The following is a 20612-nucleotide window of genomic DNA, read 5'->3' as shown; positions in this document are numbered from 1 at the left end:
GCCAGGAATGAAAGTTAGGGTTTGCCTCGTCCACTACCTTAAAACAGACCACTAGCGGGCTGTTGATTTAATCAAAATGCAAATCGAAGTAGTGAGCCGTGGGCCGTAAGGCACCGGGTAATGCGTGGACTCCGGCCGCTCACGCGTCACGGCTCACTAAATCAACAGACCACTAGTTAGGATCGTGTAATGAATATGACCGACTTAAGTACGGAACCTGCGGCGACCCGGCATCTGACGGACGCACAAAAAGAGCAACTCAGTGTGCTGTTAGAAAAATACATGCTGGGACTCGAGGACGGACTGCCGCCGACCGTCGAGCAATTGACGATCGACGATCCCGATCTGCTTCAACCGCTGCGCTACTGCGTCGCGGGGCTAGAAAATCTGCATCGCTTGGCCGCGGGCATGGATCCGGTTGCTGATGATTCGAACGCACGAATATCAACCGTGCGTGACTCGAATCATACAAATGGAAAGAATGGCGCAACCGCCGTTAGTCCTGGAAACGCAATCCACCAACAGCGGCTCGGCGACTTTGATCTGCACGAACAGATCGGTCGTGGAGGCATGGGAGTCGTCTATCGTGCCACTCAACGTTCGCTCAAACGCACCGTCGCGATCAAACTTTTGCCGCTGCCATCCGTTCTAGATTCGCGGCAAATCACTCGCTTTCAACACGAAGCCGAGGCGGCGGGCGGCTTGCAGCATCCTCATATCGTGCCGGTGCACGCTGTCGGCTGCGAGCGGGGTGTTCACTACTTTGCCATGCAGTTCATCGACGGAATGTCGGTGGACGAGATCATCTTGAAGCGTAGCCTTGAATTCCAGCTTGAAGATCAAGTCGAGGCGTCAGCCAATTCGGCCGACGACCCGTGGCGCACGGCAGTGATGCAAGCCATCCAAGCCGCCGAAGGTTTACATGCGGCACATGAATTCGGAGTTGTCCATCGCGACGTCAAACCGTCCAACTTGATTGTCGATCAAAATGGAAAATTATGGGTCACCGATTTCGGTTTGGCACGGGTTCAGAGTGACGTTTCGTTGACTCAATCCGGTGACATCGTTGGCACGATGAAATACATGAGCCCCGAACAAGCACGGGGCGAATCCGCGATCGTCGATGGCCGCACCGATGTGTATTCACTTGGGGCGACCCTATACGAGATGCTAACGCTTCGCCCCGCACACGAGGGCGACGATGCATCGACAATTCTTCGTAACATTGAAAACGACGCGATTGTGCCGCTTCGCAAACGATGTCCGTTCTTACCACGCGATCTGGAGACAGTGATCTCTAAATCAATGGCAAAGAACAGGGACGGACGCTACGAAACCGCGAAAGAGTTTGCTGACGACCTCCGGCGCGTTTTAGCTGGCGAACCCACGATTGCCAGACCTCCGACAATGTTGGACCGGGTCGCCCGGTTCGCCAGTCAACATCGCCGCAGCGTTGCCGTTACCATGCTCGTTGGCACATTTGCGATGGTCGGTTTCACAATCTTCACCGCGATTTTAGCGGCTGAAAAAAAGCTTTCGGATGCCAATGGGGCTCGCGCGACCGCCAACGAAGTCCGTGCAACCCGGAATGAACAAATTGCACGCGAATCGATTAATCGGCTTGGCACACAAATGGCCGAATTGTTGTCCGACATCCCCGCCGCTGCGGCGGTGCGTCGCCGACTGCTCGGCGAAACGCTCGCTTATTACAAACGGTTTGCCAGCGAAGCGGCCGATGATCCTGCGTTACGACAACAGCTAGCGATCACCTACGGAAAGATCGGTGAATTCGAAAGTGAGCTTGGCGCGGGGGAGGACGCAATCGCGGCGCTCGAGCAATGCGAACAGATTTATCACCAACTTGCCAACGAATCGTCCGAAGATCCGTCAGTACAATTGAAATGGTCGATCAGTCAGAACAACCTCGCCGAAAAATTCGCAAAAAACGGATCGCTTGATCAAGCAGCCCATTGGTTCGGCAAGGCGATTGCGACTCAGCAACAATTGTTGCAGTTGGAGCCCACTTCATTTGTCTCGGTAGACAACAACCGCAATTGGTCTACGGTCGTCACGATCGAGCTAGCGACGACGCTAAATAATCTAGGCTTGCTTTTCGCCGAAGCGGAAAACAGCAAGGATGCGTCCACCGTCTTTCGCCGTGCGATTGGTCTGTTGGAAACGTCGCATCAGGATCCCAGTTTGTTGGCCTCGATTCATGCAAATCTTGCCGGTCTGCTCAGCAAACGATCACCCGACGAAGCGATTGAGTTCGCTCAAAAGGCGTTAACGCAACAAACCGCAGCGCTCGAACGAGATCGGGGTGACGCAGTTTTAGCGACGCAGGTCGTGTTGACGCTGAATACCTTAGGGACTGCGTATGCGCAGCGATCAGAGCACGATCAAGCGATTGAGTCGTTTGAGCAAGCGATCGAGATTGTCAAGCAATTGCACACGCGTTGGCCTGATTCGCCAACCTACCAACGTGACTTGGTGCTCAGTCTAAATCATCTCGGTCTGTCACTCGCAGCGATCGGTCGTCCCGCCGATGCCGTGAAAACGTTTGAATCGGCACTGACGCAGCAAAGATCAATTGCCCAATTGTTCCCCGCAGACGCGGAAGTCCAAAGCATGCTCGGCGGCGTTCTAAATAACGTGGGCTTTATGCAACGAAAACTCGGGAATGTACGCATTGCCCAGTGGCATTTTTCTGAAGCGGTCGAGCATCAGTCACGAGCCGTCCAACTCGCCCCCGAAGTGCCTCGCTATCAATCCTATCTGGCAAAACACCAAAACAATTCACTTAACGTCAACGCCGTGAGGAGCACTCAAAATGACTGAACTCGAGCCCTTGCGTCATCTTCGCTTCGAACGTCTTGAGACACGCTCGCTACTGGCAGGCGAAATTTTGGATTCGCCAATCGATGTTGATCTGAATTCCCAACCGACACCTACGAGTCATGCGTCAGGACAGGATGATACGCCACGCCAAGTTGCAGGCCGTGTACCAGCTAGCTCTGAACTGCGTGGGCCACAAACAAGGCCTCAGGAAAACAGGCAACAGGAAAATAGATCGCAAGACTTTGGTCGACCAGGCAACGGCCCCCTTGGAAATGGCCCCCTCGGGAACGGAGCGGACCGATTTCAACAACGCTCGAGTCAGACGAATCAAAACGCACAATCCAACTTGGCTCAGCAAACTTCGTTGCCGAACAACAACAATGTCACTTCGTCGGCGGCTCCAGCGAATTTGCCCACACCTCTGGTTGGCAGCAGCATCACGTCCAACCAGAATCCCACACCACAAAATAACCGCCTGCCACTCGCAACGAGTGCGGTGGACGAAATCCTCGCTTCGCTACAGAGTGAAGTCGAAGACACCGCCGGATCCGAAGATCGTGATGCCGTGAATTCCGAATCGGCGGTTACGACCGTCGCAAATGATGACGACGATAGCATTGTTCGTATCGACGCCACCCGCGTTGACGATCCTACGGTGACTCCGCTTGAGTCGCTGCTAGAAACCGACACCGAAAACGTTGACGACGACGGACTGTTCACGCCTCATTCCTCATTACAGTTGCGGCCGCTCGAGAATTTCAGTGAAAGCCAAGAAAGCGACTGGCAGCTAAACAAGAACATTTTCCCACGACTGCAGCGGCCCTTGCGATCGGCACTTCGATCCGCACCTTCCTTGGTGGACGTGTCAATTTTGGACTGGTTTTCCGGCCCCGGCGGATTGATCGACTTGCAACGTGCCAGCATGCCGTCGTCTACGAGCGCAGTCACGAGTGATTTCGTCCCCGTGCAGTTGGAATCGAGCATCGGCTATCACCGGTGTTTGGATTTGCTCGCATCGGGAGTGGTCGAACCGATTTCGGGCCCGCTGTTGGATTCGATCCTTGCGTCAATCGAAGCAATGACGAACGAAGAAACGCAGCCGATTTCCGAAAAGACTCCGATCCGGATTTCAAAGTTGGTGTATCCCGCGGGGGCGGCGATCGTGGCGGGAAGTATTGCGATTGCGGCTCGGCGGAAACACAAACTGCCGTGATTCGCAGTTAGCGAAATCACCGGTCTTAAAAAGTGACAGCAAACCGCGTCTTTCGACCCTATGTAATAGACAAGCGTTATTTCGAATAACGCATTCTTGTTCTTTTCATAGCTGTTGTGTTTCTGTGGCACAATGGATCGAGGGATGATCATGCACGTTGCTCGCTCGATATGTATCTTGGGTGGCGATACCGTTTTAGGACGCCAAGTCATCTCGGTCGCTCGCCGCTGTGGTTTTCACGTCAAGACTCAGGTCCACGATCCCAAATTCGACGACGCCTCGGGCGAGATCGAGGTGTTTCCGTGCGAGTTGTCTGACCAGCGATGTTTGACCTACATCGTCAGCGAATGTATTGCGGTGATCAACTGCTACGGTCCTACGATGCAGACGAGCAAGTTGAACGCGGGCATTCCCGCATCAAAGTTAACACGTTCTTTGATTCCGAAACTGCATCGCAAAGGTGCACGCCGCTATATCGTCGTGTCGCATTCGAGCGTCGTTCTGCCGGAGGATCGACGAAATCGGTGGCATGATTTCGCCAAACGCGTGGCGACGCCACTGGGTAGTCGCTCGCGATTGGCGGACAAGCAAACCGAAGCGGCAATTCTAATGCAGTGCGATCTCGACTGGACGATCGTCCGCTGCTCAAAACTGAAGGATCTGCGTTGGGTCGGCACCTGTGTTGCAGACCGCCACGCACTACGCGGCCGATTTATCAGCATTGAAACACTCGCTCGGTTTCTTGTTCATCAAATCGACTGCACCAGCTATGTGCGAGGCGGCGTATTTGTAAACAGTCGGAATTCAAATTCGCAAGTCAGCGAATATCTCCGCAGTCATGGCTGACGACAGACACCGTCCGCAATCAGCGTCTCTTCAAATCTACGAGGTTAATCGGGGTCAATTCGTATGATACGGATGAATGATAATATGTTCTGGAACCATCGAGCCGCGATCATGTCGCGAATGAATTTTGTACCCGTTACGCCCGAAAACAGTCGGGTTGCGGAGACTGACAAACACTTTGTCACGGAGCCATTCACACGCAGCGGCGGCCCGCGTCCGTTGGTGTTGGTGGTTGACGCCGATCGCGAATCGCGAGCCGACTTGGAATGCAAACTCAAAGTGTATGACTACCGTGTGGTGGGTGTTGAAAGTGCATCGACGGCGATTGAGTTGATGGAACAACAACGGTTCGACGTTTGTTTGTTGGATATGAATTTTATCGAAATGGACGCAATTGAAATGATCCATCGCATTCGTTTGTCACCCACCACCGGCAAACCGGCGATCATCGTCGTCGCGGACGCCGAGACGAAATTTGCCGCAGCGGACGCCATCGAAAACGGGGCGGACGACTACCTGGAAAAACCCGCAGATGAACGACTACTGCACGCCAGGATCCGTTCAAGTCTGCGGCAAATCGACGCTCGTTTGGCGGAACTAAGCAAGTTCTTGCCTCGGAATATCTTGAACCAAGTTCTTAGTAACGCGAATTTGCTTGAAAAGCCGAGTCCTGCGGATGTGTCCGTCATGGTTTGTGATGTTCGGGGATTCAGTAGAACTAGCGAGCGAGTGGGGCCTGTGCAGACGATCACCTGGATCAGCGATGTCATGAACGAACTCAGCCGCATCGTGCTGGACCATGGCGGAACGATCGTGGATTATGTCGGCGACGAAATCATGGCGATGTGGGGCGCCCCAATCGCATCGCCACAACATGCCGGAGACGCCTGTCGTTGTGCCGTCGCCATTCAGCAAGCGGTTAATGGCCTGAGCGAAAAATGGCGGTCGACAGTAGGGGGTGAAACGCGAATGGGGATTGGTATCAATAGCGGATTAGCCGTCGTGGGAAATACTGGATCCACGCACCGAATCAAATACGGACCGCTTGGTGATACCGTGAACATGGCTAGTCGTGTGCAAGGAGCGACGAAGTATCTGCGGAGTTCGATCTTGATGACACAGAGCACTGCGGGGCGTGTCGACGCGAGTTTGCGTGGCCGACGAGTTTGCAGTGTCCGCGTCCACAATATCCGCGAGCCAGTACAACTGTATGAACTTGGCCGCTGCGGGTCTGATGACTTGACTGCTGGGTGTGCGGCCTATGAGCATGCATTGTCGGCGTTCGAGTCAGCAAAACATGCCGAAGCGCAAGACATTCTGGCTCAATTGTTGCTCGAACATCCGCAAGACGGCCCCGCCAAACTGCTGATGTTACGAGTGATTCAGTCCCAGCTAGGCGGTGAGTTCGACCCCGTCTGGACGCTCCCAGGAGCGTGAGCGTGGCTCTTGGGTCAGCAATTCAAAGTCGCCTTTCGCTCCGCGAAAGTTGCGCCGGTCCTACGCTACTCTCGCGGAGCGAAAGGCGACTATGATTGTCTTTCATCTCGACATGTACCGTGACGTTTCCCCCCAAAAAACCCCTTTTTTTGATACTCTGTCGCTCGTCCAGTCATCTCTCGGAGTGGTCGAGAAGCGGCTTCTGCGTGGTCGAGTGCGGTCTAACGGTTGATCAACAATTCGACGCCAATAGATTTTCGTAAATAAATTTGGCCCTCGGGGGGTTAATTCAACGCATGTCTTGTTGCCAGCGGATCTCGCGGTCAAATATCCCTGCCATCCGCGGCGTTTAGGCATGTAATCGATAAAGAGACCCAAATTGAAATTCTCCCGCCGGTACGAGTGCACATTTGTTCTGAATGACGCTGCCACGTCGGCGTTGATCGATTCGGCGTCCAGTCGGTTTGCCGAACCGACGCACTGCGACGTCAGCGACCTGTATTACGACGCCGCAGAATGGCAACGTCCGATCAAAACCAAGTCCGTTGACAAAGAAATTTGCCGCGTGCGACGTATCGACCATGCCTGGAACGTCTTTCTAGAACAACAAAAGCGAGACAAGCAGACAACGAAGCTGCGTCGAACCGTTGCCGCGTCGAGCGACCTAAAACGACTCGAGTCCGATGTGGTTGACAAAACATGGGACGGAAAATGGTTCCACAAACACATCGTCAAACAAGCGTTGCAGCCAAGTCTGAATATCCAGTTTGACCGACTCGCGATGAATGCAAATTCAATCGAGGGTCCAATTCGTCTGACCGTCGACCAAAACATCCACTGCCGATCGCATTCCGACTTGGTGGATCCAGTCAACGTGGCCACAACTCAGTTACCGATGCATCTGGTGCGGATGAAATACTTTGTTTCGCTCCCAGCCATTTTCAAGTCGCTGATCTATGAATTTGCCTTGCTGCCGCAACGAACATCCATGTATCGCCAGTGTGTTTTGCATCGCCCGTTGGACCAATGTGCTGCCATTTACCACTCGCCATCGTCAACCGAAGCCATGTCTGCTGAACTTATGTCAGCCGCAGCGGTTACCGAAAGCGAGGTAGCGACATGCCAGTTTGGTTAACGGAGGCGGTAGGCACGCCGGACGACAGCACCGCAATCCAGATGGCCATCCGTTTGGTCGTGGCATTTTTGTGCGGTTGTGTGATCGCCGCGATCTATCGATGGGTACGTCCTCGAGAACAGGTCATGCCGACCTTCCCGGCGACGCTTGTGCTACTGGCGATTCTTTGTGCGATGTTGCCTTTGGTAATTGGTCAGAACGTCGCTTGGGCATTCGGCCTGGTTGGTGCTTTATCGATCGTTCGATTTCGCACGGTGGTCGAAGACACGCATGACATCACGTTTGTGATCTTTGCTGTGTTAGTCGGAATGGCCGTTGGTGCGGATCGTTTGACCGTTGCCATTGTTGGCATGGCGGTGACCGGCATCGCAGCATTTTTGGTGCGACCACGACAACGGGGTGATGGTTGGACTCGCAGTGGCGCTCGATTGACGATTCGGCTTGGTGCCGGTCGGGATCCGGAAGCCGCACTTGGCAGCGTTTTCGAACGATTGCTCGAAAAGGTCGAACTGACATCCGGCGGGACCAGCAAGCAAGGTGCCTCGCTCGATTTGAACTACCGCATTCGCTTGAATGCAGACACCAAAGCAACGGACTTAATCAACCAATTGAATCTGATCGAAGGTGTGCAGAGCGTTGAACTGCGTCAAGGCCGATAAAAACCTTTCATTCCTCAGGAAACCACAATAATGAAGCGAAAACTGCTCCCCACTTGTTTGATCGCATGCACTTGTGTGCTCGTTGGTGCAATCGTATACGCTCAGCCGCCCGGGACGTTTGGTCCAGGCGGACCGGACATGCGAGGCCCCGGTGGACCTGGAGGTCCTGGTGGCCCTGGTGGCCCCGGAGGTCCCGGAGGTCCGAATCGCGAAGAACGCAAAGTGTTGAAGCAATTCGATCAAGACGAAAATGGCTGGCTCGACCGCTCGGAGCGAACACTTGCACGCAAAAGCATTCTAGAAGAAAACACGTCAGGTTCGAGAGAACAGGGCCCCGGAGGCGGTCGTGGTCCCGGCGGGATGCGTGGACGCGGACCGGCGACGCAGCCAGGCACCCCAGGCCCCAAGATTTCACCCGCAGAGGTTACTAATTACCCAGACAAACCGCTCTACGACACCAGCGTCCTGCGAACGGTATTCTTAGAATTTGAAAACGAAGACTGGGAATCCGAGCTCGAAGACTTCCATGGGACCGATGTCGATGTCGCTGCTCGGATGCAGGTAGACGGAAAAGTCTATCCCAACGTCGGGGTGCATTTTCGCGGGATGTCGTCTTACGGGCACGTGCCTAACGGCAGCAAACGTCCGCTGAATGTCTCGCTGGATATGGCAGATGAAGATCAACGGCTTTACGGATACAAGACGTTGAACCTGCTTAACTGTCACGGCGATCCCTCGATGATGAGCTCGGTGGTTTATTCGCATATTGCACGCCAATATATCCCGGCGCCCAAAGCCAACTTTGTTCACGTTGTGATCAACGGCGAAAGCTGGGGGATGTACGTCAGTACGCAACAGTTCGACAAAATATTTCTGGAAGAGAACTTTGGCGGCTCCAAAGGCACTCGCTGGAAAGTCAGCGGAAATCCCGGCGCCGATGGAGGCCTTCGCTATCTCGGTACCGATCTCGATGAGTACAAGTCTCGCTTCGAGATGAAGTCCAACGATGGCAAAAAGGCCTGGACGGCACTGGTTCAGCTGTGCCAAACGCTAAACGAAACACCGCTGGATCAATTGCAGTCTGCGCTGGATCCGATCCTCGATATCGACGGCGTGTTGAAGTTCTTGGCGTTGGACGTCGCGCTGGTCAATGGCGACGGCTACTGGACGCGTGCGAGTGACTACAGCATTTTTCTCGACGCTGATGGAAAGTTCCATCTTGTCCCACACGATATGAACGAAGCGTTTGCCTTGTCGGGACATGGACCAGGCGGCCCGGGCGGACAAGGACGCCCTGGGGGCAGAGGTCCCGACGGCCCTGACGTGGGCAGACGGGGGCCAGGACCTGAAGGGCAAGACGCTAGACCTGACGGGCAAGGCCCCGGTGGTTTCCGACCACCGCCAGGATTTGAAGACTTTTTCGGTGGTCCTGGAGGACGCGGCCGCGAAGGACGTCGAGGCCCGGGTGGACCCGGTGGGCCGGGCGGACCTGGTGGGCCAGGACACGGCGGTGTCGACTTGGATCCGTTGGTAGGACTCGACAGTGAACGCATGCCACTGCGAAGTCGATTGCTGGCCGTTCCTGAATTGCGAGCACGTTACATGGAATATGTTGGGCAGATTGCCAACGAGTCACTCGATTGGTCAACCCTCGGCCCGGCGGTGAACGGATACCGCGACTTAATTGCCCCGGTTGTCAAAACAGACACACGCAAACTCGATTCGACCGAAGCGTTCCTCACCGCGACGCGATCCGACGCAGATTCAAAGGAAGGGTCAACCGAGCCGATGTCTTTGCAAAAATTTGCGATCGAGCGAAGCAATTTTTTAAAGTCGAAACTTTAGGTCGAGACGATTGCGTTTGTTGGAAAAAATGAGTTGGCGAAGTCTCGCGTCGTGATCAAGGACGGCGCGAGACACGACAAGATTGACTACACTAACCAGCTCAAGTTCACTCCTCAACGCGACAAAATCTCAACATGAAAACGCTCATACACATTTTCACCGTTCTGTCTCTTTCGGTTTCAATTTCCCCTGCACTTGCACTTGAAACCAAAGGATTCTCACCTGACAAGCAAATCGTCTACAAGACGGTCGGCGAGACAGAATTGAAACTGCACGTCTTCAACCCAGCCGACCACAAAGCAACCGATGCACGCCCTGTGGCCGTGTTCTTCTTTGGCGGCGGATGGGTCAGCGGAAGTCCAAGTCAATTTTATCCGCATTGCGAGTACCTGGCCTCGCGTGGCATCGTGACAATCGCCGCAGAGTATCGGATCAAGAGCAAACACAAAACCACGCCGCAGGAATGCGTCAAAGACGGAAAGTCGGCCATCCGTTGGGTCCGCAAGCATGCCAGCGAATTGGGGATCGATCCCAACAAGGTGATCGCGGGTGGTGGATCCGCCGGCGGCCATGTCGCCGCAGCCACCGCGACCACCAAAGCATTCAACGAAGAGGGCGAAGATACCAGCGTCAGTTCTGTCCCCAACGCGTTGGTCCTATTCAATCCAGTGTTTGACAACGGCCCCGTCGGCGGCTGGTCACATGCCAAGGTGAAAGACTACTGGCAAGACATCTCACCGGCGCACAACATCAGCGTCACGACGCCTCCCACGATCGTGTTTCTCGGCACCAACGACAAGCTGATTCCAGTCGAAACGGCCGAGCGATTCAAGAAGAACATGGAAGCAAGCGGTCGACGCTGTGATTTACATTTGTACAAGGACCAAGGACACGGTTTCTTCAACTTTGGGAACTCCGAAAACTATCAAGCAACCGTCGATGCAATGGACCGGTTCTTGGCGTCGCTCGGCTACCTGCAAGGCGAACCAACTTTGAAGTAAAGTTGTGGGATAGGCTTCCAACCGGTCAACTCTACGTAGCATAGGCTTCCAGCCTGTGAATGAGATACACATTGTTGTATTTCATCACCCTAAAGTTCGCACCCCAACGACACCGACGAAACTCTTGGCGAGTTTCGCTACGAGAGGAGCTGATGACAGGCTGGAAGCCTATCCCACATTTCTTGGTGTTATGCTCGTTCGTTGATCGGCACGAAGACTCTTGGGCCGGGACCGTTGTATTCGGCAGCAGGGCGAATCAGTCGGTTGTTTCCGCGTTGTTCAAACACATGAGCGGACCAACCGGCTGTTCGTGAAAAAACAAACAAGGGCGTGAACATTGACGTCGGAATCCCGAGACAATGGAACACCGTTGCGGCATAGAAATCGAGGTTGGGAAACAGCCCCTTCTCTCGTCGCATCACCGCTTCGATCCGCTCGGAAATCTCGTACAGTGGCGTCAACGCCGTTTCTTCGCAGAGCGTTTGCGACCAGCGTTTGATCACGTCCGATCGTGGGTCAAACTTCTTGTAGACGCGATGGCCGAAACCCATGATCTTTTTCTTGGCCGCCAGCTGGTTCATTACGCCTTGCTCTGCCGCGTCCGCGTTGACGAAAGCTTCGACTAATTCCATCGATGCTTCGTTTGCACCGCCATGCAGTGGACCACGCAGCGTGCCAATGCCCGTGGTGATAGCGGAGTACAGATCCGACATTGTCGACGCGGTAATTCGTGCAGCGAACGTCGACGCGTTGTACTCATGTTCGGCGTACAAAATCAGCGCCACATCAAGGGCACGGCAAAGATGTTCCGCAGCGGGTTTGCCGTGAAGCAAATGCAGAAAGTGCCCCGCCAAATTGTCGTCGTCGGTCTCGACATCAATTCGATCGCCGCTTTGGTGATAGTGATGCCAATAGCAAAGCATCGACGGAAACGAAGCCAACAACCGCATCGCGATTTCGTACTGTTGCTCGGGTGATTCCTCCGGTTCGATGCAACCCAACATCGAACACCCCGTGCGTAAAACATCCATCGGATGTGCCGTGCGAGGTAGAATCTCGAGGACCTGTTTTAGTCGATCGGGAAGCGATCGGCGACTTTGCAGCTCTTCCGAAAACGCCACCAATTGCTCGTACATCGGCAGCTCGCCATGCAGCAATAACCATGCAACTTCTTCGAAGGACGCGTGTTCGGACAAATCCTCAATTGAATACCCCCGGTAAGTTAACCCGAATCCCTTTTTCCCAACCGTACTGATGCCCGTTTTCCCTGCGACGACACCTGCCAAGCCTGCTTCGGATGCTGTGATCATGACTACCTCACGATTTGCAGAGTTATTGATCTTTGTCGGACAGCGCCAACAGGCAGAAGTGCCTTCGACATACCAAAAGTGAAACGCAATCATTTGCTATCGACGCAACGGGTTGCCTCAATCGGGTTTCAATTTAGATACTCACCACGGGTTGGTGCCGCCCCTTTCCGAATACGTCGCGAACGCATTTACGTTGTTCTAACGCATTTGTGCATTGCAACAACATTCATCGTAAGCGCTAGTCCAATCTCCAGTCCATCAAATTCCCGTACAATCCATTTTCCCGGCATATCTGTCGCTCATTGCGAAAAATCAGTCCGACAAATATTGCCAAAACTACAGGGAAAGTGTTGAATTTTGGTTTTGTTGGAGATTTGGCCTCCCTAAATCGGGCTGAGACCGAAATTGTGATCTACGTTTGTTAAACCGCGCCGAGGGGTTTCGTTTCACTCGAATTGTCTAGGCTGATTTTGCATGGGTAGCGAGTGAATACAGTCCTGACTTGTATTTGCCGAACCAGACTAAAACGAGGTGGCACGGAATGCTGTTTTTCGGTAAGACGTCGCGTGTGGAATCGTCAGCGATATATAGAGGGAAATAAGCGATTCAGTCGCTGAGAAATCGAAAGAACTTTCATTTACTCTCAGCGGATCGTGTGACGATGATCTCCTATGCATCCGGTGATAACTTGAGCAACAAAGCGTTGTACCTATGTATAGCTTCACCATCCCGTCCGGGTGGCGTCTAATGATGGGCAAACGTCCACGACCGCAGTGAAGAATTTAGCCGTGATCAAGTCTTCGCACTGATCAAGAAAATATTATTGCAATTGAATGAATTTGATGATGCACCGGTGTTGGCGTGTTATCCCCGCGTTTTACCCTGCATTTGGAAGATCCACCCCATGCCACTGAACGCGAACGGGTCTCAGCCAGCAGACATTTTGCTGGTGGAAGACAATGATATTAACCAGATGCTCGCACTTGAGGTGCTGGCACGTAGCGGTTGGTCATGTGACACGGCTCTTAATGGTGTTGAAGCGATCACAAAAATCAAGGAGAAACGATACGACTTGATTCTGATGGATTGCCAAATGCCGATTATGGACGGGTTCACCGCGACGAAGGAAATTCGTCAAATGGAATCTGCGGGACAACTCGCAACGGTGTCAACGATTGTGGCAGTCACCGCAAATGCGTTGAAAGGCGATCGTCAACGGTGTCTTGATGCGGGCATGGACGATTATTTAGCAAAACCTTTTAGCCCTCAACAATTAACCGAAATCGTGGCAAAATGGTTAGCGAAAGTGGATCCCACGCTCGCAGTAGCGGAAACTTGTCATTCACAGGACATTGCGAGCACCGAATCGCTTACCCCGCCGATCTGCGAGAAAGAGTTCATGGATCGCTGCATGGGCGATCTCGCGTTTGCTGAATTGCTACTCAATTCGTTTGAGAAAGACAGTGTCGCGAGGCTCGAGCAGATTTCGTCGCAAATCGACCAGGGTGATACCGATGGTGTGGGTGCGACGGCACATTCGCTAAAAGGAATCGCCGGAATTCTCGCTGCACATGAATTACAGTCGATTGCCATGGACATTGAGACGGCTGGCAATGCGGGCAAACTCGACCAGGTTGTCGCGCTTGTGGATGTTCTGCGTAAAGAATTAAATCGTTGCCTTGATTATGTTCCGGTGTTGAAGCAACAAAAACAAACCGCAGTGCCGCTGTAGTCACGGATTCACAAAGTCATTGCTCATTTCGCAGCAAATGCAGTACTACCGCCAACCAGAATCCTTTAAGATTAAGCGGTAATTGCATTCGTTCTCTAGAAATGTTTGACTTTTTGGCTTAGCAATTGCCAGCGATTTAATTCCACCGTGATACAGGTCGTCGGGACATTGTTGACATTTGGCACTAAGACAATGACTCTCGCCGCAGGACGCTCCGTCTTTTCGTCGATCCTGCAAAGCCGCGCCATGACACGGTACCTGCCGTTATTGCTGCTTGTCGGTGGAGTACTTGGAAGCACTTATCTGCATCACGTGATGCGTTCTCTTGACGAGAGGGCGATTGAAAAGGGATTTCGACGCGCGTCCAATGAGCGAGTCGCCGTGTTCGAATCCGAGTTGGCCAGACCGATTGATTTAATTCGGAGCGTCAAGTCGCTTTACATCAGTTCGCATTCGGTCAATCCCGGAGAATTCAGACGTTTCATTAATGAGGTGAATCCTAAACGCGTCGGATTTGATGAAATCACTTGGGTACGCCACATTGACGACTCGGAACGAGAGGAATACGAAAGTGGCGATTGGGTGATACCGATGGGGATTGTCCAGCGTGATTCGGACGCTCAGCTGCAGCCCGCACCACGCCGCGATGATTATTTACCGGTGACTTACAAATGTCCGGCAAACTATTCTGGAATGGAGATCGGAGAAGATCTAAGTGAAGATCCCCGATTGCGAGAGTCCTTCGCGATTGCGCTGGCATCAAACCGCATTACCGCTTCCCCTGCTTTGCCGAGTGGGGATGACCGTCCGGGAGTGAGCATCTTTCTGGTGTGTCCCATCTTCCAGAAGAGAGTTGATACCGCAAATCCAGATCCCACCGACGCATTGAGAGGATACATCGTTGGCCGATTACGTTTGGATCGTGTGCTAGAGAATGCACTCGAACCGTTAACTCCAGCAGGAATCTCTATCGAGTTGTCCGAGAATACGGCAACGCCCGATCAACGTCCCACCTACTATCATCCGGCACGATTGGTTGAGCATGAAACGGACGGTCGTGCATTACAAGAAATCCTTGGACGCGATGCTGCCGCCTTGCTCGATTATCATGGGGTTGTTCAACGCGACGGTCGAACTTGGACTTTGCACTTTACTGCAAACGCCGACTACATCGCGATTCGTCGTGATTCAACTTTCAATACGATGTTGTTTTTGGGAATCGTGACGTCGGCAATGCTCAGTGTTCTTGTGGCCTTTCTATTCCGCAGAACGGAAGTCGTTGAAAGGTTGGTCAAGGGACGAACCGCCGATCTCAACGAAGCCAAGCGGAATGCGGAAGAACAGCTGGCGAAACAAGTCGCGTTGGAAAAGGAATTGGATGTCAGCCGCGAGCAGTTTAATGTACTGATGCTCGGGTGTAATGACGGCATTCTTGAATGGGATTTAGAGACTAACAAAGTCTTCTTTTCACCGCGATTCCTGGAGATGTTGGGATACGATCGGGACGACATTGGCGATGACGCTGACGCGGCACTTCAATTGGTGCATCCCGATGAGCGTAATGATGTCGCAACAAAACTTGATCAATACATCCAAGGGGAACTAGAGAAATTTGAAGTCGAATGTCGCATCCTGCACAAAGACAATCATTTCGTGCATGTGCTCTCTCGTTGCTTTACCGTTTGCCGTGACGGCGACAGTCGTCCGAATCGCTTGGTGGGCAGTCACGTCGATCTGACGCAGTGGAAACAGCATGAAAATGAGCTAAACCAATTTAAGACCACTCTTGACCAGACCCATGATTCGGTATTCATGCTGAACCCCGAAACACTCAACTTTTACTACGTGAACCTAGGAGCAACCCAGTTGCTTGGCTATTCCGCCGAGGAACTGTGCCAAATGGGGCCAATGGATGTCGATGTCGATATGTCCGAGGCAGAGTTGCAGCGAATGATCGCAAGTCTGAAGTCCGGAGAAAAGACGATGCAACGCGGCGAGACTGTGGTACGGCGGAAAGACGGGCGTGATGTCCCCGTCGATCTGTTCGTGCAATACATCGCGCCCGATGACGAACCGCCTCGTTTCGTCACTATCGTTCGTGATATTTCAGAGCGAAAACAAAATGAAGAGATACTCGCCGAACGAAATCGATTGGCAATGCTTGCTGCCGACGTGGGCGGTTCTTTGTCGCGAGCGGACGACATGCATACCGGACTGCAAGAGTGTTGTCAGGCGATGGTCGATCGATTGGAAGTCGCGTCGGCGCGTATTTGGACGGTCAAATCATGCGAAAATACGTTGGAACTAAAAGCCAGTGCTGGACTAGAAAAACACCTCGACGCACTGCAATCGCAAATCCCGGTGGGCGAATCGTGCGTCGGACATATCGCCGAGCGCGGCGTGGTTTATCTGACCAATGACTGGCAAGACGATCTGGAAGTGGACGACCCACGTTGGGCATTTAGTGAGCCAGTCGTTTCGTTCGCCGGTTATCCACTTATCGTGGGCAACAACGTCATCGGTGTGCTGGCGCTGTTTGGTCATCAGCCACAGCAGGCCACCACGCTGGAAACGCTCGCTTCCATTTCCGACACCATCGCGGTCTTCGTTGAACGCAAACGCGCCGAAGATGCCTTGCAGCTTTCGCATCGCCAAATTTCGAAACTGTCGTTGGTCGCGAGTAAGACTCAACATGCGGTCTTCATCATGGACGCGAAATGTCGCATTGAATGGGTGAACGAAGCGTTTACTCAGATGAGTGAGTACGCCGCTGCGGATGCAGTAGGGCGGAGACCGGGCGACTTTCTTATTGGACGCGATACTGATCCAGAAACGACCCGAACCATTCGCCAAAAAATTAGCGACCGGGAAAGTATCGCCGTTGAAATTTACAACTATAAAAAGTCGGGCGAAGGCCATTGGATCGACCTGAAGATTGATCCCGTTTTCGATGAAGCCGGCGAGCTTTGTAATTTTATTGCGACCCAGATTGACATTAGTCAACGGCGAGAAAACCAACAGGCGCTGGTTGCTGCGAAAGTCGAAGCAGAGCGTGCAAGTAGCGCTAAGAGCGAGTTTCTGGCCAGCATGAGCCACGAGTTGCGAACGCCACTGAACGGCGTGATCGGGATGACCGAATTGCTGGCCGATTCGCCGCTGGACGATCGCCAACGCCGCTTTGTCAGCGCGTGTCAGAGTAGTGGCAAGGTATTGCTTGAATTGATCAGCGACGTGCTTGATTTTTCCAAGATCGAAGCAGGACGCATGGAATTAGACCATCACCCATTTGACCTTCGTCAGCTCTTTGATGATGTGCTGCAAAGTATGCCGCTACGTCTGGAAGACAGGGACATCAAACTGAATTCCTCACTCGATCCTCAGGCGATGGTTCAGGTGACTGGCGATAGCCATCGTTTACGCCAGGTGCTTGTGAACCTGTTGAGCAACGCAATCAAATTCACTGAACATGGCGAGATCAACTTAAAGGCAGAACCCCAAGAGCGAACGGACGATAGTGTCACTCTGTTGTTTTCGATCTCGGATACTGGCATCGGGATTCCCGCCGATCGAGTCGATCGACTGTTTCATTCGTTTTCACAAGTAGATAGTTCCGTCAGTCGAAAATATGGAGGTTCAGGTCTCGGATTGTCGATTTCCAAGGCAATCGTTGAAAAGATGGGCGGGAAAATCGGCGTCGAAAGTCGAGAAGGAGTGGGCTCGCGGTTCTGGTTTACTGCCAAATTTGGATTATCCGTCGATGCAATTCCCTCGCCAAAGGATATTGGTCCGCTTCCAAAACAAGCGAAGTCGAGTGATCTCAAGATGTTGGACACTCGCATTCTGTTGGCCGAAGACAACAAGATTAACCAGCTCTTTACACGAGAGATGCTTTTGCGATTTGGTTGGAAGTGTGATGTCGTCGAGAATGGCGTCGAAGTGCTCGAAGCACTGCAGAAAAAGACATACGACATCGTGCTGATGGATTGCCAAATGCCAATCATGGATGGTTTCGTTACAACGAAACGCATTCGGAAAAGAGAATCCGAAAAGCGAATGGATTCGCATCTCGTGATCGTTGCGCTGACCGCCAACGCAATTCAAGGCGACCGAGAACGCTGTCTCGATGCGGGTATGGACGAGTATCTGGCCAAACCGTTCGACCCGACGCAATTAAGAGCAACCATTGAAGCGTGTTTTGCCGAAGTCGCACGCCGCTCGGCATGCGAGCACGCGGCGAAATGATGGCGGACAGATCTCTTTTTGAAACAAATTAGCTGTATTCGAATGCTAGCTGTGAGACAAGGCTATTGCTCGCTGCAAATGCTTGTTATCAATTAGATGGTGCTTCGGTTCGTGTAGACGCTTACTTGCATCGGATTTTGTGACAAGCCCGTTCAAAGTCGCCACGAGTTCCGCTTGCTATAAATATAAACGCAAAGTCTTAATTCGATTGTCGCTTTTTTTCCGCATGACTGAGCCGACGGCCCTGGCCGCGGGCGGTTTGAAGCAGTTTTCACGTCGCCCGCGGCTTGCGCCGTCGGCTCACAGAAACTGCCAATACTGAAAAGTTGTGACGCTAACATATTCGGCTAACGGAACAAGACAGTAGCACTAACCAGAGAACAGATATTGATTTAGGGTCATGATTGGGTGAGTCGGGGAGAATACCGATGCTCTGATTCTGGCTAAAATTTGCATGGAACAACGAGTCATGGAGCAACCAAAATTTCTGGCGATGGTCGTCGACGACGAGGAAATTCCTCGGCAAATGCTCGAGTTCGCACTCGGTTCGGAAGGATTTCAGTGCTTGGGGGCGAGTGACGGGGCACAAGCGTTGTCGATGTTGGAGAGTCATTCATTTGACTTGGTCGTTACTGATATCCGCATGCCCAATATGCATGGACATGCTCTCGTTGTGCAGCTGCTGGCGCTGCAGCATTCGCCAGTCATTGCAGTGCACACGTCGGTCGTGGAGCCGCGGATTGTCAAGGATTTAATGTTGCGTGGCGTCGATGACATCGTTTTTAAGCCAACGGATTACAAAGCATTTGCTGCGAAGATGAATATGCTTGTGTCGCGACGTCGTCTGGCCGTTGACAAAGAAAAGCAATTCGAGAGCTCAGCAACGCCCGATTCCAGTTCGCCTGTCGCGGAAACCGACGCGACGAAGGAGATGCCCACGCCGTCCCCCGAACCGCGAAAACTGCCCGAAAGTATTTCGGTGAATGACAAATTGGATGATGTGTTCGCTGCGTTGCCGATGTCACCCACGTCGATCGAAATTTACCAATTGACTCTCGACAACGAAGTGGAGACACGCGATATTGTGGCTCGAATTCAAATGGAGCCATTTCTAACATCGGAGATTTTGCGACTGGGTAATAGCAGCCATTACAATCCAATTGGTCAGCGGATTAGCGATATGGTATTGATCGTCAACCGGATTGGTCGTCGACGAATTGGTGAGCTGGGCGCTTGGGGCAAGCGCCTGCAACACTTTACGAGATCGTCGATTTGCCGGATTGGATGCCGAACTACTTTGGCGACGGAGTACGGCAGCGAGTATTGCGGCCCAGATACTCAGCGATCAACGCGAACGAAGTGAAACGGCCGGCTTTGTGCTCGGCGCAGTCATGCATCTACAGGGTCGTGTCGGTCTGTGTACCGAGTTTCCTGAGGAATACAGCATCATGACTGAGGTCGCAGGCCAAACCGAGGGCTCGTTGAGCGAGATGGAGCAGCGAATTTTTGGAATGTCGCAATCAAAGACGATGTCCAAACTGCTGGGCCGGTGGAATATTCCACTTGAGATCTGTTGGCCGTTGGGGGAACTAGAAAGTTCCTATGGCCATATTTCGAAGTTGGAGTCCACTCGGCTTGATCAAGTCGATAGCATCAAGCTTGCGGTGCTGGTGGGTTGGATTGCCGCAGGAAACTGGGAACCATGGGATAAGGTCGAGTTTCCACCTAATGAAACCGTGCAACGATTAAAGTTTCACTCACTTTCCTCGGTGATTGATGCTACAAGGCGTGAGCTTGCTCGAATCGCATCGCTTTCCGAGCCTGCACCTAAAGCAGCACGAAGTTTGAAAAGAGTGGGATACATGCGTATGCTGACTCACGGTTTTGATTTTTTCGCCGAAATGCTGCCTTCGCTCGGACTCGATCCCGTTTACTCATCGCCTGAGACGCAGTCGCTTGTAATCGTAAACGGGATTGGTGCTCAAGGCGGTCCGGCGAGCCTGAGCGAATTTGATCCAAACCGAACCGTGATAGTCTGCGAAGATGCTGACGCTGGCCTCTGGGATTCGTATCGCAATACCGTCACGCTGGGCGAAACACACCAGAAATTTGAACGCATCTGCTACGGTCCTGACGCTCCCGTACGCGTGCCCGCGAGTCGCTAGCGGTTGCCGTGTTTTCACTGCCAATGGTGACTTTGGCAGCAACCAGTGGCTGCCTGTGCCAGATCGGAAATGTCGTGTTTTTGCGACACTTCTCGTTGAACTCCCCCCCTGGTTCCCAGGCAGGAACCTAACGCCGTGACTGATTTCTAGCTTCAAATTCCAGCATTTGCGTTTTGTGGCTACGCTCGC

The 20612-nt window shown here is 52.8% G+C and carries 13 protein-coding genes; 12 read left to right on the top strand and 1 reads right to left on the bottom strand.

The window, feature by feature from the left end:
- Window positions 1-189: 189 nt before the first annotated feature.
- From SH528x_RS18765 to SH528x_RS18730, 8 genes are all read left to right on the top strand, one after another.
- Window positions 190-2838: a protein kinase domain-containing protein gene (locus SH528x_RS18765; protein WP_442511999.1), complete on the top strand. Its 2649-nt coding sequence runs from the start codon at window positions 190-192 to the stop codon at window positions 2836-2838.
- Window positions 2831-4051, top strand: coding sequence for a hypothetical protein (locus tag SH528x_RS18760; RefSeq protein WP_442511998.1), 1221 nt, complete (start codon window positions 2831-2833; stop codon window positions 4049-4051). The genes SH528x_RS18765 and SH528x_RS18760 overlap by 8 nt, the downstream gene beginning before the upstream one ends.
- A gap of 144 nt (window positions 4052-4195) precedes the next feature.
- Window positions 4196-4897, top strand: a complete 702-nt coding sequence (locus tag SH528x_RS18755) for an NAD(P)H-binding protein (RefSeq protein WP_442511997.1) — start codon at window positions 4196-4198, stop codon at window positions 4895-4897.
- Window positions 4898-4969: 72 nt separating this feature from the next.
- Window positions 4970-6334, top strand: a complete 1365-nt coding sequence (locus SH528x_RS18750) for a response regulator (protein WP_442511996.1) — start codon at window positions 4970-4972, stop codon at window positions 6332-6334.
- A 379-nt stretch (window positions 6335-6713) separates the two neighbouring features.
- On the top strand, window positions 6714-7469 hold the full coding sequence (locus SH528x_RS18745) for a VTC domain-containing protein (protein WP_442511995.1): 756 nt from the start codon (window positions 6714-6716) through the stop codon (window positions 7467-7469).
- Window positions 7454-8128, top strand: a complete 675-nt coding sequence (locus tag SH528x_RS18740; protein ID WP_442511994.1) for a DUF4956 domain-containing protein — start codon at window positions 7454-7456, stop codon at window positions 8126-8128. The genes SH528x_RS18745 and SH528x_RS18740 overlap by 16 nt, the downstream gene beginning before the upstream one ends.
- 30 nt (window positions 8129-8158) lie before the next feature.
- Complete coding sequence (locus tag SH528x_RS18735; RefSeq protein ID WP_442511993.1) at window positions 8159-9973, top strand: CotH kinase family protein; 1815 nt, start codon at window positions 8159-8161, stop codon at window positions 9971-9973.
- A 134-nt stretch (window positions 9974-10107) separates the two neighbouring features.
- Window positions 10108-10974: an alpha/beta hydrolase gene (locus SH528x_RS18730; RefSeq protein ID WP_442511992.1), complete on the top strand. Its 867-nt coding sequence runs from the start codon at window positions 10108-10110 to the stop codon at window positions 10972-10974.
- A 188-nt stretch (window positions 10975-11162) separates the two neighbouring features.
- On the opposite strand, the gene prpC is transcribed toward SH528x_RS18730, so the two are convergent.
- On the bottom strand, window positions 11163-12284 hold the full coding sequence (gene prpC, locus SH528x_RS18725; protein ID WP_442511991.1) for a bifunctional 2-methylcitrate synthase/citrate synthase: 1122 nt from the start codon (window positions 12282-12284) through the stop codon (window positions 11163-11165).
- 904 nt (window positions 12285-13188) lie between these two features.
- On the opposite strand from prpC, the gene SH528x_RS18720 reads away from it, so the two are divergent.
- The 4 genes from SH528x_RS18720 to SH528x_RS18705 all read left to right on the top strand — a co-directional run bounded on the left by SH528x_RS18720 (window position 13189) and on the right by SH528x_RS18705 (window position 20423).
- Window positions 13189-14016: a response regulator gene (locus SH528x_RS18720; protein ID WP_442511990.1), complete on the top strand. Its 828-nt coding sequence runs from the start codon at window positions 13189-13191 to the stop codon at window positions 14014-14016.
- A gap of 192 nt (window positions 14017-14208) precedes the next feature.
- Window positions 14209-18258, top strand: coding sequence for a PAS domain S-box protein (locus SH528x_RS18715; protein WP_442511989.1), 4050 nt, complete (start codon window positions 14209-14211; stop codon window positions 18256-18258).
- A gap of 469 nt (window positions 18259-18727) precedes the next feature.
- Window positions 18728-19621 carry a response regulator gene (locus tag SH528x_RS18710; RefSeq protein WP_442511988.1) on the top strand — a complete coding sequence of 298 codons (894 nt, stop codon included), beginning with the start codon at window positions 18728-18730 and terminating at the stop codon, window positions 19619-19621.
- Window positions 19539-20423, top strand: coding sequence for an HDOD domain-containing protein (locus SH528x_RS18705; protein WP_442511987.1), 885 nt, complete (start codon window positions 19539-19541; stop codon window positions 20421-20423). The genes SH528x_RS18710 and SH528x_RS18705 overlap by 83 nt, the downstream gene beginning before the upstream one ends.
- Window positions 20424-20612: the final 189 nt, after the last annotated feature.

The sequence above is a fragment of the Novipirellula methanifontis genome, from assembly GCF_052161655.1.
In the GTDB taxonomy this organism is placed as follows: Bacteria; Planctomycetota; Planctomycetia; order Pirellulales; family Pirellulaceae; genus Novipirellula.
Note: the sequence above shows the minus strand (reverse complement) of the source record. Positions and strands in the feature narration are given on the sequence as shown.

Excerpts from the sequence above, each read along its gene's own strand:
- SH528x_RS18765 (WP_442511999.1), top strand. The coding sequence starts at position 190 with ATGAATATGACCGACTTAAGTACGGAACCTGCGGCGACCCGGCATCTG.
- SH528x_RS18760 (WP_442511998.1), top strand. The coding sequence starts at position 2,831 with ATGACTGAACTCGAGCCCTTGCGTCATCTTCGCTTCGAACGTCTTGAG.
- SH528x_RS18755 (WP_442511997.1), top strand. The coding sequence starts at position 4,196 with ATGATCATGCACGTTGCTCGCTCGATATGTATCTTGGGTGGCGATACC.
- SH528x_RS18750 (WP_442511996.1), top strand. The coding sequence starts at position 4,970 with ATGAATGATAATATGTTCTGGAACCATCGAGCCGCGATCATGTCGCGA.
- SH528x_RS18740 (WP_442511994.1), top strand. The coding sequence starts at position 7,454 with ATGCCAGTTTGGTTAACGGAGGCGGTAGGCACGCCGGACGACAGCACC.
- SH528x_RS18735 (WP_442511993.1), top strand. The coding sequence starts at position 8,159 with ATGAAGCGAAAACTGCTCCCCACTTGTTTGATCGCATGCACTTGTGTG.
- SH528x_RS18730 (WP_442511992.1), top strand. The coding sequence starts at position 10,108 with ATGAAAACGCTCATACACATTTTCACCGTTCTGTCTCTTTCGGTTTCA.
- prpC (WP_442511991.1), bottom strand. The coding sequence starts at position 12,284 with ATGATCACAGCATCCGAAGCAGGCTTGGCAGGTGTCGTCGCAGGGAAA.
- SH528x_RS18720 (WP_442511990.1), top strand. The coding sequence starts at position 13,189 with ATGCCACTGAACGCGAACGGGTCTCAGCCAGCAGACATTTTGCTGGTG.
- SH528x_RS18715 (WP_442511989.1), top strand. The coding sequence starts at position 14,209 with ATGACTCTCGCCGCAGGACGCTCCGTCTTTTCGTCGATCCTGCAAAGC.
- SH528x_RS18710 (WP_442511988.1), top strand. The coding sequence starts at position 18,728 with ATGGAGCAACCAAAATTTCTGGCGATGGTCGTCGACGACGAGGAAATT.